A 14,402-nucleotide genomic window follows, 5' to 3' on the forward strand; every position below is an offset into this window, starting at 1 on the left:
GCGGAGCGAAGGGTGGACCGTACGTGCTGTGCGAGGCTGGGCGGATCGAGCCGGGCGATGCCGACGGAGACCGCGAAGGCGGGCCCGTCCGACAGATGGAGACACGATGAGCAGGGCCACGAGGACGGACACGCAGTCGCCTGCGCCGCATGCCGCCGACACGCAGTCGGCTGAGCCGCTCGTCGCCGACACGCAGTCGCAGTCGTCTGCGCCGCACGTCGCCGATACCCACGACCTGATCCGCGTGCACGGGGCGCGGGAGAACAACCTCAAGGACGTCAGCATCGAGATCCCGAAGCGCCGCCTGACGGTGTTCACCGGCGTCTCCGGCTCGGGCAAGAGCTCGCTGGTGTTCAACACGATCGCCGCCGAGTCGCAGCGGCTGATCAACGAGACCTACAGCGCCTTCGTACAGGGCTTCATGCCCACGCTCGCGCGGCCCGAGGTCGACGTACTCGACGGCGTGACCACCGCGATCACCGTCGACCAGCAGCGGATGGGCGCCGACCCCCGCTCCACGGTCGGCACCGCCACCGACGCCAACGCGATGCTGCGGATCCTGTTCAGCCGGCTCGGCACGCCGCACATCGGCCCGCCCAGCGCGTACTCCTTCAACACCGCCTCGGTCCGGGCGAGCGGCGCGATCACCGTGGAGCGCGGTGCCAAGAAGACGGTGAAGGCGACCTTCAACCGCACCGGCGGCATGTGTACGCGCTGCGAGGGCCGGGGCAGGGTCTCCGACATCGACCTCACCCAGCTCTACGACGACTCCAAGTCGCTCGCCGAGGGCGCGTTCACCATTCCCGGCTGGAAGTCGGACAGCCAGTGGACCGTGCAGGTCTACGCCCAGTCCGGCTTCGTCGACCCGGACAAGCCGATCCGCGAGTACACCAAGAAGGAGTTGCAGGACTTCCTCTACGGGGAGCCGGTCAAGGTCAAGGTGAACGGCGTCAACCTCACCTACGAAGGGCTCATCCCCAAGATCCAGAAGTCGTTCCTGTCCAAGGACAAGGAGGCGCTGCAGCCGCACATCCGGGCGTTCGTGGAGCGGGCGGTCACCTTCACCACCTGCCCCGAGTGCGAGGGCACCCGGCTCAGCGAGGGGGCCCGGTCGTCGAAGATCAAGAAGATCAGCATCGCCGACGCCTGCGCGATGGAGATCCGCGATCTGACCGAATGGGTCCGCGGTCTCGACGAGCAGTCGGTGGCGCCGCTGCTCTCCGCGCTCCAGCAGACCCTCGACTCGTTCGTGGAGATCGGCCTCGGCTACCTCTCGCTCGACCGGCCGGCGGGCACGCTGTCCGGCGGTGAGGCGCAGCGCGTCAAGATGATCCGCCACCTCGGCTCCTCGCTCACCGACGTCACGTACGTCTTCGACGAGCCCACCGCGGGCCTGCACCCCCATGACATCCAGCGGATGAACGGCCTGCTGCTGCGGCTGCGGGACAAGGGCAACACGGTGCTCGTCGTGGAGCACAAGCCGGAGGTCATCGCGATCGCCGACCACGTCGTCGACCTCGGCCCCGGGGCGGGCACGGGAGGCGGCACGGTCTGCTTCGAGGGCACCGTCGAGGGCCTGCGCACCGCCGGCACCGTCACCGGCCGGCATTTCGACGACCGGTCCGCCGTCAAGGAGACGGTACGGAAGCCCACCGGCACCCTGGAGATCCGCGGAGCGACGGCGAACAACCTGCGGGGCGTGGACGTCGACATCCCGCTCGGCGTGCTCGCGGTCGTCACGGGCGTCGCCGGCTCCGGCAAGAGCTCGCTCGTGCACGGTTCGATCCCCGCCGGCGCGGGCGTGGTGTCGGTCGACCAGGGAGCGATCAAGGGCTCCCGGCGCAGCAACCCGGCGACGTACACCGGACTGCTCGACCCGATCCGCAAGGCGTTCGCGAAGACCAACGGTGTGAAGCCGGCCCTGTTCAGCGCCAACTCCGAGGGCGCCTGCCCCACTTGCAACGGCGCCGGGGTCGTCTACACCGACCTGGCGATGATGGCCGGCGTCGCCACGCCCTGCGAGGAGTGCGAGGGGAAGCGGTTCCAGGCAGCGGTCCTCGACTACCACCTCGGCGGCCGCGACATCAGCGAGGTGCTCGCGATGCCGGTGACCGAGGCCGAGGAGTTCTTCGGCTCGGGCGAGGCGCACACGCCGGCCGCGCAGCGCATCCTCGGCCGGCTCGCCGACGTCGGGCTCGGCTACCTCAGCCTCGGCCAGCCGCTCACCACCCTGTCCGGCGGCGAGCGCCAGCGGCTCAAGCTGGCCACGCACATGTCAGAGAAGGGCGGCGTCTACGTCCTCGACGAGCCGACCAACGGCCTGCACCTCGCCGACGTCGAGCAGCTGCTCGCCCTGCTGGACCGGCTCGTCGACTCCGGGAAGTCGGTCATCGTCGTCGAGCACCACCAGGCGGTCATGGCCCACGCCGACTGGATCATCGACCTCGGCCCCGGCGCCGGCCACGACGGCGGCCGCATCGTCTTCGAAGGCACCCCGGCCGACCTCGTCACCGCCCGCTCGACGCTCACGGGGGAGCATTTGGCGGCGTACGTGGGCTGACCGGAGTCCTGGCGGAGGGGGGAGCCGAGGCACACGGCCGGTCGGCGGGAACTCTTGCCGCTGCTTACCCGGTCGGCCCTGCTCGGGACTACAGGACTTCGACCGCCTTGCGGGCGAGCTTCTTGAGGACGGCGTCGTCCAGACCGGCTTCGATGCCCTGGAACGTGATGACGGCGTCCCCCTTGCGGATCAGGTAGATGCCGCTGTCCCCGCCGACGCCCTGGGTGCCGGCGCCGAACTCGTCGGTCAGTTTGCCGCGGTTGCGGCTTTCGACGTTCTTCCACTCCGACGTGGACTCGGGCGGACCGATGCGGCCGACGGACACAAACCTCTGCCGGCCGCTCTCCGTCGGCAAGTGGTAGGTGCAGATGGTGGGATCAGGCTTGCTGACGGCTTCCGGCGAGTTCACGTCGAGCATGAGATCGTCTGCCTTGACCGGCTTGCCGACGATCTTCTCGACGTCGCTTGCCGTCAGCTTGGCGCAGACCTCGCCGTCGGCAAAAGATGTGCCGTCGGTCTCTGAAGGCGAAGCCGGGGCTGTCGACTTGGGCGGTGCCGTGCTCGGCGCGGACTCTGTGGACGTGTTGGTGTTCTGCTTGCTGCCGGAAGGCGAGCCGGAGCCACTGCCGCAGGCAGCTGCCAGAAGGGCCAGCGCGACGGTTGCCACGCTGGTTGTTGCCTTGCGCAGTGATCGCATGGATCACTCCATTCCTCAGGCAGAGGCTGTCTCGTAACCGTCGAGCGGAGCCGGGCGCGAGGTTCGAGACTCTGTGGCTGCTGTGCGGATGCTGTCGATACTGTCAGGGGTTGGGCCGGCCGCACCGGCGGTTGCCACATCCGGAGGGCGGTACGTTGCGCGGGGTCCCGTCCTCGGCGACGTAGGCCAGGCGGGTCACGTCAACGGGCCGGCATCTCCTGGCCGATCGGGCGGTTCAGAACCTGATGACCTCGTTCGGCTGCATGGTTCGGTTCCTCCTGTTCAGCGCAGTTGCTCGGCCAGCCCGAAGATGATGCCCTCCGGGCCGCGGACGTAGCAGAGCAGATAGCTGTCCTCGAACCGGGCGATCTCGCCGACCAGTTCGGCGCCGTGAGGGCGCAGGCGGGCAACGGTGTCCTCGATGTCGTCGACGGCGAACATGACGCGGTGCGTGCCCAGGATGTTGTGCGGCCGGTTGCGCGGCCCGTCGCTGATCGCCGCGGGGCTGCGGTACTTCGCCAGCTCGAGCCGGCTGTGACCGTCCGGGGTCCGGACCATCGCGATGTCACAGTGGACGCCGTCGAGTCCGGTGCACTGGTCGGCGACGAGGCCCTCGACCGCCGCCCTGCCCTCCAGCTCCATACCGAGTTCCACGAAGAACGCGATGGCGGCATCCATGTCCTCGACGACGATGCCGACGTTGTCCATCCGCTGAATCGCCATGCCGGTTTCTCCTTCTTCCTCGTACGGCCGGTGGTGGCCGCTGATGTCCCTGGGACGGATCCGGTGGCACGTTCTCGACATCCCAGACCGCCGAACTCCGAAAGATTCTGGCTCGCGCCTCCGATCAATTCACGGTGCCGGGTCACCCTCGGCGGGGGAGTTCCTCGTGCCGCTCGCCCTCGCCGCACCCGTCCGGGCCCCGCCGCGCGGCGCCGGCGCGAGCTGGGGGCGGCGCTGACCCCCGGCGGGCCCGAGCATCCGTGGACGGGAATGCAGATCGGCGCCGGAGGCTCTGGCCAGGGCGCCGCGGGGGTCAGGAGCCCGTTGCCGCCGGCCGCACGCCGAGGACGTCGAGCATCGCCCGGGTGGCCGGGCTGGGGTTGAACCGGCTCCACGCCAGGTACTCGACGCGATGCGGCCCGTCGACCACGGGGACCAACGCCAGCCCGGGATCGCCGGCGGCCAGCGGCCGGATGAAGGCCGACGGCAGCAGCGCGACACCGAGCCCGCGCGCGATCAGCCGGGTGATCAGCTCGACGACACCGGCCTCGTACGCGACGTCGCGGACGAGGCCCACGGCGGCGAACGCCTGATCGGACTGGGCCCGGGCAGGCGTCCCGTCCACGAAGTCCACGAAGGTCTCGTCGGCGATCTCCGGCAACGTGACCCGGGAAGCGCCCGCCAGCCGATGCCCGGCCGGCACCACCAGTACGTGCTCGTCGTGGTCGAGAACGATGGTCTCCACCCCGGACGGCCGTCCGCCCTCCGGCAGGCCGAGGAAGGCGATGTCCAGGTCGCCGTTCCGGATCGCCGCCACCAGGTCGTCGCTGCGTCCGGAACGGAGAGCGACCCGGACGTCCGGGTGCTGAGCCCGGTACCGCTGCAACAACTCCGGTACGTCGACGGCAGCCGTGGTCACGATCACGCCGACGGCGAGCCGACCACGTACCACGCCCGTCGCGGCGGCGGCGTCGGCGACCGCGCGGTCGGCGGCGGCCAGGCACTCGCGCGCACCGACCAGAAACGCCGCTCCGGCACTGGTCAGCTCGACGCGGCGGCTGGATCGGGCGAACAGCTTGACCCCGAGCTCCCGTTCCAGCCCGGCGATGCGGTGACTCAGCGACGACTGCACCACGGAGCAACGCTCCGCGGCACGAGTGAAGTTGCGGGTTTCGGCGACGGCGACGACGTATCGCATCTGCTGGAGATCCACCCAGTCATCGTTCTGGTTCATGGCTGGCATGACAAGCATGCGTTGGAATCATGATGCGTTACGCCGAGACTTCCCCCCATGCCTACCTCGACCAAGCGGTCACCGGGTCCGCCGCGAACCGCGCACACGCGCCGGGCGACAACCGTCGCGCTGACCGCACTCGCTCCCGCGGCCTGGGGCACCACGTACGCCGTGACCACGGAACTGCTACCGCCCGGGCATCCGCTGTTCGCCGGGCTGGTGCGCGCCCTGCCCGCCGGACTGATCGCGCTGGCGCTCGCCCCGGTGCTCCCGCGCGGGAACTGGTGGTGGAAGGCCGCCGTCCTCGGCGCGCTCAACATCGGCGCCCTGTTCCCCCTGCTGTTCGTGGCCGCCGAACGACTCCCCGGCGGCGTCGCCGCCACCCTGAGCGCCACCCAGCCGCTGATGGTCGCCGGGTTGGCCGTCGCGGTGGTCCACGACCGGCCGACGGTCTGGCGACTGGCCTGGGGTGTGGTCGGCGTGGTCGGCGTCGGACTCGTCGTGCTCGGACCGCAGGCCCGGTTGGACGGCGTCGGAGTGCTCGCCGGTCTCGGCGGTACGGCGGGCATGGCCGGCGGGATCGTCCTCACCAAGCGCTGGGGCCGTCCCGCGGGGGTCGGCCCACTGACCCTGGCCGGCTGGCAACTGGCCGCCGGCGGGCTGCTGTTGCTCCCGCTCACCATCGCGATCGAGGGGTCGCCACCGCGGATCGACGCCGGAGCTGTCGTCGGCTTCGTGTGGCTCGGCAGCGTGGGCGGGCTGATCGCCTCCACGCTGTGGTTCCGCGGGATCGGCAGGCTGCCGGTCGGCGCGTCCGCACCCCTGGTGCTGCTGTCGCCGTTGGTCGCGACCGTCGTCGGCATCGTGCTGGGCGAGTCACTGAGCCTGCTGCAGACCCTTGGCTTCGTCCTCGCTCTGGCCGCGTTGCTCGCCGCGCAGCTCCATGCGCCGAGGGTGTTCGGCCGCGGGGCGGCGCGCGGCGGGCCATCGGAGGCCCAGATGCGCGAGGTCCCACTGGGCGAAGACCGGATCGCGGGAGGGCGGAGCCGATGAAGACAGCCCCGATGACGACAGGCCCGATGACGACAGGCGTGACGGGGGCAGCTGCGACCGGGACGGATCCGATGAAGACGACGGCTACAGCTACAACGCGGGCGGGTTCGATGAAGACAGCTGCAACGAGGGCCGGTTCGATGGAGACAGCAGTCGGTCCGAGTGCGGGCAGGACGATCGCGGTGCTGGGCGCCGGCGGGATGGTCGGCAGCCGGGTGATCGCCGAGGCCGGTGCGCGCGGACACGAGGTGCTCGCCCTGTCCCGGAAGCCGGCGAGCGAGGACCCGAAGGTGAGACTGATCGCGGTCGACGCGAACGACTCGGGCGCCGTACGCGAGGCACTTGCCGGCTCCGCCTCGTACGCCGCCGCGGACGCCGTCGTACTGGCCGTGCGGACCAACCCGGTCGACCAGGAGTTCTTGACCGGCGCCACTCGTACGGTGCTGGACATCGCCGCACAGCTGGGGATACGTGTCCTCGTGGTCGGCGGCGCCGGGGCGTTGCGCAGCCCGTGTGACCAGGAGCTGCTGGTCGCCGACAACCCCGAGTACGTGCCCGCCGAGTTCAAGACCGTCGCCGCCGCCGGGGTTGCCCAACTGCGCACCTGCCAGGCCCATCCCGACGCCGACTGGGTCTACCTGAGCCCCCCGGCCCTCCTCGAGCCCGGCGAACGGACCGGCGACTACCGGCGCGGCACCGACACCCTGCTCACCGACGCCGCCGGCCACTCCCGGATCAGCGCCGAGGACCTGGCCGTAGCCGTGGTCGACGAACTCGAGAACCCGGGCCGCGAACGGCACATCACGGTCGCCGCGGTCGCCCACGAGGACGAACGCCCGCCGGTTTGAGTCGGCGCACCACCGTCCTGACCCTGCACGGGAGCACTGGCCGGGATCCAGCACGGGAGCACCGGCCGGGATCCAGTACGAGAGCACCGGCGGGGTCCCGTACGAGAGCACCGGCGGGGTCCCGTACGCGAGCACCGGCCGGGGCATTGGTCACGGAATGGCCACCTCTCTGACATGCCCCACACATGTGGTCTTGCGGGGCACTACGGTCACTCCACCCGAAACGCCTTGGGGGACGAGATGACCAACCCGTACACCGGCCCGATACCTCCGGCGCCACCGCGCCCGCCCGACGCCCGGCCGCTCCGCAAGCGCGTACTCGTATGGGTCGGAGGCGCGGCGCTGTTCATCGCGGGCGGGGTCATCGGTTCCGCCGCGGACGACGGGCAACAGCCCGTCGAGGCCAAGGTCAAGCCCGCGACGACCATCACGGCGACGGTCGAAAGCGCGCCCGAGCCGGGCCCGACCGTCACCGAGACCGTCAAGGCCAAGACGAAGCCCGTCCCGACGGTCACCGTCACTAAGACCGCCACCGCCAAGGCCGCCGACACCCGAAGCGGCAGTGGCGGCGGGAGCGACAGCACCGGCACGTGCACGATCGTCTCGAACGCGGGCAACTGCTACTCGGCGGGCCAGTTCTGCCGGAACAGCGACCACGGGGCCATCACCACCACCGACAGCGGTACGAAGATCAAGTGCGCGTACAGCTCGAACGCGTGGCGTTGGACGTACGTCTGACGCTGATGCGCCGGGCCGCCCCCTCGGTGCCACGGCCCGGATGCGCGCCTCGCGGTCGATCCCGCACCCGTGCACACGGGGTTTCGGGCGGCGGAAGGATCAGAGGGCGGGAACGCCCTCGGCCGGGTTCGCCAGCTCGACCACGTCGCGCCGGGTGTACATGTCCCAGTACTCCGCAGCGAGGTCGTCGGGGTCGACGACCGGGATTTCGGTACCCTCCGGCACATCGAAGGGCATGTCGCCGGCGGCGATGGCCCGGTGGCCGTCGCTCCGCGCGATCACGGCGCCGATGGTCAGGGTTCCCAGGAACCCCCTCCAGGGCCGGCCCTGCGTTCGCGGCCTGCTGCTGACGGCGAAGGCCTGCGTGTGTGGTGGGGTTGTTGAAACAACAGCGTGGTGAACCTTTGGCCAACGCCGTACGCTCCCCCTGATCAATCAGAGATTTCGTGGGGGGACATACATGCGCACAGCCATGCGGACTGCCCTGCTCGGCACCAGCGTCGTGCTGGTCGCCACAGCAATCGGGGCCACCGCCGCCCAGGCGGAAGACGGCGGCTCGGGCAACATCACGATCGACAAGGTCGTCGTCAACGGCGGCAAGCCGGTCGTGGTCGGTACCACCAAGGCGGTGTCCGCCAAGGTTGCCGTGACCGCGTCGGACGATTCGGGCATCGCCGAGACCACGTACATCAGCGCGTTCGGCCCGACGCCGAACTTCGCGCAGATCTGGTACGACGACGGCGAGATCACGTGCGTCAAGGCGAGCGCCACCACGTCGACGTGCACGGGCACGCTGACCTTCGACCCGGAGGCGTCGACCGGCTTCGTCGACAACAGCGCCGCGGCCACCTGGGACCTCGGCACGCTGGTCTCCGCCAATGACTCCGACTACATCCACCGGGACGCGGCCACCACGTTCAAGGTGCAGCGCTACTCGAAGCTGACGGTCAACGCCGCGCCGGAGCCGGTGAAGAAGGGCAAGACCATCACGGTCACCGGCAAGCTCTCCCGGGCCAGTTGGGACGACAACAAGTACCACGGCTACACGAACCAGTCGGTGAAGCTGCAGTTCCGCAAGAAGGGCAGCAGCACCTACACCACGCTGAAGACGATCAAGTCCAACTCGGCGGGCAACCTCAAGACGACCGTCACCGCCTCCACCGACGGCTACTTCCGCTACAGCTTCGCGGGCACGTCGACGACTCCGGCGGTCAACGCGGCCGGCGACCTCGTCGACGTCCAGTAGCCACGTACTGAGGGCGTATCTGAGACCTGCCGCTGACGCGCAAGACCACCGATCCGGCCACAGGCGGCCGTCACACCAAGCCTGTTGAGTCTCAGCGAATGCCCAGTAGGGGCGCCGTCCGCACCGGGATGGCGCCCCTGCTCGTATGCCGGTGAGCCCCGGAACCTGTGGCCTCAGGCCTGTCGGTGTCGAGTCTCCGCTTCCTCTGCGCCACAGCTCAGATGGCGTCGACCTGCCAGGCGATCACGCCGGTCGCACCCGTGGTTCCGTCACCGTTGATGCGGACTGGCCTGTGCCCCGTGATCCGCTGGTGGACCAGCGACTGATCGCACGCGACCGTGGCCTTCTGGCCCGTGCACCTGCCGGTCTGTACAGCAGCAAGGATCGCCTGAGCCTGCTCGGTAACCTTCTTCTCGGACGGGCCAGTTGTCGTCGCCGAGACGCTTGGCGCAGGGGATTTCGACACCGCCGCAGCCGTTGCCGGTGGCGGTTCGGTACCTCTTCCAGCTCGTCTTGTAGCCCCAGGAGCCGTACTGCATGTGACCGTACTTCTTCCCGGGTACGTTCTGGCTGTAGGTGTGACCAGGGAAAACGGACACGCTGTCGGCGACCTTGACGGAGATCGTGGTCTTGGCCTTCGCGAGGATCGCCCCGGCTGAGAACGCGACGCTGCCCGAGACCTCGAAGGTGATGGTGCCGCTCTTGGCCGCGGACACCGTCGTGGTCCCACCTTTCCGGTGGACCGCCCCGTGGCGATCGAGCACTCGGACAGTATGCGTAGGTCATGCACGTGACAATCGAATGATCCACTCCCTGAGGTGAACTCGAGGAAGGCTCACCGCCCCCCGCCCAGGAGCGGAGTGGAACGGCCGCGAACGGGGCTGGTCTGCCGGCTTCACGCCGTCGCGCCGAACCCGGCTGAACGCGGCCGAACACGGCCTTGGGAATCAAGATGGCTGCTGGATGCGCTGCTGGATGCGCGGCGGCGTGCGGCCGTGCGGTCGCCCCGCCGGAAGCGCTCCGTGTGGGACCCTGCAGGGCATCGGGCCCCGCCCCGGCCCGTACGGAACCTTCCTGCGGCGCACCCCAACCCGCCCGCGGCAGCGGACGAGGACGCGGAGAAGGACACCGGATGAGCGCACGTTTCGAGGAGATCGACTGGCGGCCGACCCCCATGGGTGAGATCAGCCTGCGGCGTCGGCGGGACCCGGCGTCGGGGGAGGACGTGTACGAGGTGAAGCTCGATGACGAGTACCTGATGTCCAGTCTCTTCACCGCGGGCGAAGTCGAGTTGGCCCGGCTCGGCCTGGCGGCACTGCCCGACGGCCCGCTCGATGTCGTCGTGGGCGGCCTCGGCCTCGGTTACACGGCCCGGACGGCGCTGGACGATCCGCGGGTGCGCTCGCTGATCGTCGTCGACGCCCTGGCCGAGGTGATCGACTGGCACCGGCGCGGGCTCGTACCGCTGGGCGCGGGACTGGCGTCGGACCCCCGGTGCCGGCTGGTGCGCGGGGACTTCTTCGCGATGGCCGCGGGGAGCGCGGCGGCGGGCGGACCGGTGCCTGCGGACGGCTCGGCGGCGGGCGGACCGGTGTCTGCCGAAGGTGCGGCGGCGGGCGGACCGGTGCCTGCGGACGGCCCGGCGGCGGGCGAACCGGTGTCTGCCGACGGTACGACGGCGGGTGGGGAGGTAGGCGGACCGGTGTCTGCGGAGGGTACGGCCCGCGGCGCCGGTGCCGCCCCGCGCGGGCTGGATCCCGAGACTCCCGGCCGCCGTTTCCACGCGATCCTGCTGGACGTCGACCACTCACCGCGCCATGTGCTGCACCCCGGCCATGCCGCGCTCTACCGCCACGCCGGTCTGACCGCTCTGGCCGAACTGCTGCATCCCGGGGGCGTGTTCGCGCTGTGGTCGAACGACCCGCCGGACGAGGAGTTCGGCGCGGTACTCGCGGGGGTCTTCACGGAGACCGCTGCGCACGTGGTCGATTTCGACAATCCGCTCCAGGGCGGGACCGCGGCCAACACTGTCTACGTCGCCCGCAGGCACGGCGGCTGAGGACGCCTGGGCAGGGCAGCGGCCGCCAACGCGTCTCCGTACCCCCCGCTCCAACCCGCGGAACGCCGGCTTGTCCGGCGGGCCGGCTCCCGCCGCCGCAACGGCGTCAGGCGACCTGGCGGCCGCCCACTCGCCCCACCGGCGTCAGGTGATCTGGCCCGCCGCCCACTCGGCCCACTCGCGGCGCATGGCGTTGAACCGCAGGCCGTACTCCAAGGAGATCCGGCCGTAGACCGAAAGGCTGCCGGCATCCCAGTCGACGGACTCCTCCAGCCGACGCAGACTCTGGTACCCCTCGTCGGACAGCTCGACGAGCTCGGTGAGGTAGCCGCGTGCCTGCTCGGGCGTCAGCACTCCGAGGAAGAACACCCGCAGAAGAATGTCGCTACGGGTGTTCCGCTGCGGCGTGGTCTCGGTCAGCCAGTGCCGCAGTTCGGCCAGCCCTTCGTCGGTGAGGGCGTACTCCTTGCGGCCCCGCGGACCCTCGGCCGTCACCTTGATCAGCCCGGTGCCCGCCAGCTTGGTCAGCTCGGTGTAGATCTGGCTCTGGGTCGCCGGCCAGGCGGTGGCCAGCGACGTCTCGAACAGTTTCAGCAGGTCGTAGCCGCTGGCGGGACGCTCGGAGAGGAGCCCGAGCAGCGCGTGTCGAAGACTCATGCTCCGCAGTCTACATTCCACTATTGACATGTCGAGAGTGGACCTTCTAGTTTTTACATGTCGGAACTGGAACGCTGAAGCGGAGACCTGCAATGTCCTACCTGCGCACCTTCCTCCCCTGGATCGTCTTCGCTGTGCTGCCCTCGGGGAGCTGGCAGTGGGCGGCGCTGGCCGCCCTGGTGGTCGCAGTGGCCGTGATCGTCCAGCAGATACGGGCAGGTGTCGGACTCGACGCGCTGATCATCGAGGTCGGCTCCGCGGTCTTCTTCGCCGTACTGGCCGTCATCGCCTTCGCCAACCCGGACTCGGGCGTGCACGACTATTCGGCGGCGCTGTCGGCGGGCACGCTGGCGGTCATCGCCGGGGTCTCACTGGCCATCGGCAAGCCGTTCACGCTGGGCATCGCCAAGGGCTCCACCCCCCGCGAGGTCTGGGGGCTCAAGCCGTTCATCCAGACCAACGTCATCATCACCGCTGTCTGGACCGCGGCCTTCGCCCTGACCGCTGTCGTGCTCGCCCTCGTGGCGCACGCCGGAAACGCCCACTCGACCACCGCCACGGTCATCCAGATCGCCGGCTTCGCCGTCCCGATGATTTTCACCGTCCGCTACGTCGCCCACGTCCAGGCCAAGGCCGGTGTCCGATGACCTCCGCGCGACAGGCCCAGCCTCACCCGGCGGGCAGCTGCGCCCCGGTAGCCGAAGAACCCGCCACGTACGACCCGTCGGTCACCGATCATCGTGTGCCGGGTCGGCAGCGGTAGCCAGGAGACCTGTTCGGACGGGCTCGCGGTGAACAGGATCAGGAGCAGGGCGCCCGCTACGGCCGCCGCCGACGTCGCCGTCCAGCGGGCCCGCACCTCGCGCGGGACCCGCGTCCGGATCAGGGGCGCCGCGTGCGCGGGCAGGATCATAAGCGCCGGCCAGTTCAGCAGCCCGCACAGCAGGATCGCGTCGGCGTAGGCAGCCCACCGTGCTCTTCTGCCACGGCCCTTGAGTACCGTTTCGAGTACGGTCACCGGCAGCGGCGTCGAGGTCACGGCTACGGCCATTACCAGTGCGTACGGGCGCCCCCGGGCCTGCCGACCGGCCGGCAGACGGTCGGGGGTGGGCGGTTCGGCTCCTTCGGAGGCCGAACCGCCCGTACCCTTCGTTGATGTCCACGGCGTTACATAGCGGGCGCCGAACACTGGAGGCAACACCTCGTGCTTATTGCTCAGCGTCCATCTCTGACCGAAGAGGTCGTCGACGAGTTCCGTTCCCGGTTCGTGATCGAGCCGCTGGAGCCGGGCTTCGGTTACACCCTCGGCAACTCCCTGCGTCGTACTCTCCTCTCCTCGATCCCTGGTGCGGCTGTCACCAGCATCCGGATCGACGGCGTTCTGCACGAGTTCACCACCGTGCCGGGCGTCAAGGAGGACGTCACCGACCTGATCCTCAACATCAAGCAGCTGGTCGTCTCCTCGGAGCACGACGAGCCGGTCGTGATGTACCTGCGCAAGCAGGGCCCGGGTCTGGTCACCGCCGCCGACATCGCGCCCCCGGCCGGTGTCGAGGTGCACAACCCCGACCTCGTCCTCGCCACGCTCAACGGCAAGGGCAAGCTGGAGATGGAGCTGACCGTCGAGCGCGGTCGCGGCTACGTCTCCGCCGTGCAGAACAAGCAGGTGGGCCAGGAGATCGGGCGCATCCCGGTCGACTCGATCTACTCGCCGGTGCTGAAGGTCACGTACAAGGTAGAGGCGACCCGTGTCGAGCAGCGCACCGACTTCGACAAGCTGATCGTCGACGTCGAGACGAAGCAGGCCATGCGTCCGCGTGACGCCATGGCGTCGGCCGGTAAGACCCTGGTCGAGCTGTTCGGTCTGGCGCGCGAGCTCAACATCGACGCCGAGGGCATCGACATGGGCCCGTCCCCCACGGACGCCGCCCTCGCCGCTGACATGGCGCTGCCGATCGAGGAGCTCGAACTCACCGTCCGCTCCTACAACTGCCTCAAGCGCGAGGGCGTCCACTCGGTGGGTGAGCTCCTGGCGCGCTCCGAGGCCGACCTGCTGGACATCCGTAACTTCGGTGCGAAGTCCATCGACGAGGTCAAGGCGAAGCTGGCCGGCCTGGGTCTGGGCCTCAAGGACAGCCCGCCCGGATTCGACCCGACCGCCGCTGCCCTCGGCGCGGACGACGACGTGGACGCGGGTTTCGTGGAGACCGAGCAGTACTGAACACTGCGCCGGGTCGCGGAGGAGCCGGGAAGTCAGAGGGGTCGGCGATGAGCAAGCCGCCCGCCCCCGGCTCCCCGAGCGCTCAACGGCAGAGACACAGAGGCCCGAGCTCGATCAAGATGGCGAAGGCATCCGCCATCTCTGGGTGGCCTTGCCTTCTGTCCCCCTGATTGGGCCCGCCTCGAATGCCGCCTGGGATCTCGTCTCCCGTTTGTCCCCGTCTGCCCACAAGGGCATGAAGCAGCCCCCTCGGAGATCACTCCGAGGGGGCTGCTTCATGCTCTGACGCAGTCAGAAGGCGTGCCCCAGGCAGGATTCGAACCTGCTACACCCGCTTTCGGAGAGAGGGTGGGTGCCTTGCTGTCG

15 protein-coding genes are annotated in these 14,402 nt (G+C 69.7%); 8 read left to right on the forward strand and 7 right to left on the reverse strand.

Translation table 11 applies throughout. The annotated features are described in order from the left end of the window. Window positions 1-106: 106 nt before the first annotated feature. Window positions 107-2,560, forward strand: coding sequence for an ATP-binding cassette domain-containing protein (locus ACFWM2_RS13390; protein ID WP_383277568.1), 2,454 nt, complete (start codon window positions 107-109; stop codon window positions 2,558-2,560). Window positions 2,561-2,648: 88 nt separating this feature from the next. Here ACFWM2_RS13390 and ACFWM2_RS13395 read toward each other — a convergent pair whose 3' ends face one another. The 3 genes from ACFWM2_RS13395 to ACFWM2_RS13405 form a co-directional block, all read right to left on the reverse strand. After that, window positions 2,649-3,257, reverse strand: a complete 609-nt coding sequence (locus ACFWM2_RS13395) for a hypothetical protein (protein ID WP_383277571.1) — start codon at window positions 3,255-3,257, stop codon at window positions 2,649-2,651. 282 nt (window positions 3,258-3,539) lie between these two features. Next, window positions 3,540-3,980 (reverse strand): VOC family protein, encoded by a 441-nt coding sequence (locus ACFWM2_RS13400; protein WP_383277573.1) that lies wholly within the window; start codon window positions 3,978-3,980, stop codon window positions 3,540-3,542. Between the two features lie 313 nt (window positions 3,981-4,293). Next, on the reverse strand, window positions 4,294-5,193 hold the full coding sequence (locus ACFWM2_RS13405; RefSeq protein WP_383278312.1) for a LysR family transcriptional regulator: 900 nt from the start codon (window positions 5,191-5,193) through the stop codon (window positions 4,294-4,296). A 78-nt stretch (window positions 5,194-5,271) separates the two neighbouring features. Between ACFWM2_RS13405 and ACFWM2_RS13410 the strand changes: the two genes are divergently transcribed. From ACFWM2_RS13410 to ACFWM2_RS13420, 3 genes are all read left to right on the forward strand, one after another. Further along, complete coding sequence (locus ACFWM2_RS13410; RefSeq protein WP_383277575.1) at window positions 5,272-6,267, forward strand: EamA family transporter; 996 nt, start codon at window positions 5,272-5,274, stop codon at window positions 6,265-6,267. 140 nt (window positions 6,268-6,407) lie between these two features. Then, window positions 6,408-7,115 (forward strand): NAD(P)-dependent oxidoreductase, encoded by a 708-nt coding sequence (locus ACFWM2_RS13415; RefSeq protein ID WP_383277578.1) that lies wholly within the window; start codon window positions 6,408-6,410, stop codon window positions 7,113-7,115. A 240-nt stretch (window positions 7,116-7,355) separates the two neighbouring features. Continuing rightward, complete coding sequence (locus ACFWM2_RS13420; protein WP_383277581.1) at window positions 7,356-7,853, forward strand: hypothetical protein; 498 nt, start codon at window positions 7,356-7,358, stop codon at window positions 7,851-7,853. Window positions 7,854-7,952: 99 nt separating this feature from the next. On the opposite strand, the gene ACFWM2_RS13425 is transcribed toward ACFWM2_RS13420, so the two are convergent. Beyond that, window positions 7,953-8,135 carry a hypothetical protein gene (locus tag ACFWM2_RS13425; protein WP_383277584.1) on the reverse strand — a complete coding sequence of 61 codons (183 nt, stop codon included), beginning with the start codon at window positions 8,133-8,135 and terminating at the stop codon, window positions 7,953-7,955. Window positions 8,136-8,313: 178 nt separating this feature from the next. On the opposite strand from ACFWM2_RS13425, the gene ACFWM2_RS13430 reads away from it, so the two are divergent. After that, a complete protein-coding gene (locus tag ACFWM2_RS13430) occupies window positions 8,314-9,099 on the forward strand; it encodes a calcium-binding protein (protein WP_383277587.1) in 786 nt (261 codons plus the stop codon). Between the two features lie 269 nt (window positions 9,100-9,368). On the opposite strand, the gene ACFWM2_RS13435 is transcribed toward ACFWM2_RS13430, so the two are convergent. Then, entirely contained in the window at window positions 9,369-9,815 is a 447-nt protein-coding gene (locus tag ACFWM2_RS13435) for a hypothetical protein (protein ID WP_383277590.1), read from the reverse strand. 416 nt (window positions 9,816-10,231) lie between these two features. On the opposite strand from ACFWM2_RS13435, the gene ACFWM2_RS13440 reads away from it, so the two are divergent. Next, window positions 10,232-11,158, forward strand: a complete 927-nt coding sequence (locus tag ACFWM2_RS13440) for a spermidine synthase (RefSeq protein WP_383277593.1) — start codon at window positions 10,232-10,234, stop codon at window positions 11,156-11,158. Window positions 11,159-11,302: 144 nt separating this feature from the next. On the opposite strand, the gene ACFWM2_RS13445 is transcribed toward ACFWM2_RS13440, so the two are convergent. Further along, on the reverse strand, window positions 11,303-11,815 hold the full coding sequence (locus tag ACFWM2_RS13445) for a PadR family transcriptional regulator (RefSeq protein WP_383277596.1): 513 nt from the start codon (window positions 11,813-11,815) through the stop codon (window positions 11,303-11,305). Window positions 11,816-11,907: 92 nt separating this feature from the next. Between ACFWM2_RS13445 and ACFWM2_RS13450 the strand changes: the two genes are divergently transcribed. Further along, window positions 11,908-12,462, forward strand: a complete 555-nt coding sequence (locus tag ACFWM2_RS13450; protein ID WP_383277599.1) for a hypothetical protein — start codon at window positions 11,908-11,910, stop codon at window positions 12,460-12,462. On the opposite strand, the gene ACFWM2_RS13455 is transcribed toward ACFWM2_RS13450, so the two are convergent. Further along, window positions 12,423-12,866, reverse strand: coding sequence for a hypothetical protein (locus ACFWM2_RS13455; RefSeq protein WP_383277602.1), 444 nt, complete (start codon window positions 12,864-12,866; stop codon window positions 12,423-12,425). The genes ACFWM2_RS13450 and ACFWM2_RS13455 overlap by 40 nt on opposite strands. A gap of 153 nt (window positions 12,867-13,019) precedes the next feature. Here ACFWM2_RS13455 and ACFWM2_RS13460 point away from each other — a divergent pair, with 153 nt between their 5' ends. Further along, window positions 13,020-14,036, forward strand: coding sequence for a DNA-directed RNA polymerase subunit alpha (locus ACFWM2_RS13460; RefSeq protein WP_383277605.1), 1,017 nt, complete (start codon window positions 13,020-13,022; stop codon window positions 14,034-14,036). Window positions 14,037-14,402 lie beyond the last annotated feature (366 nt).

This window comes from Streptomyces sp. NPDC058371 (assembly GCF_042723265.1).
Taxonomy (GTDB): Bacteria; Actinomycetota; Actinomycetes; order Streptomycetales; family Streptomycetaceae; genus Streptomyces.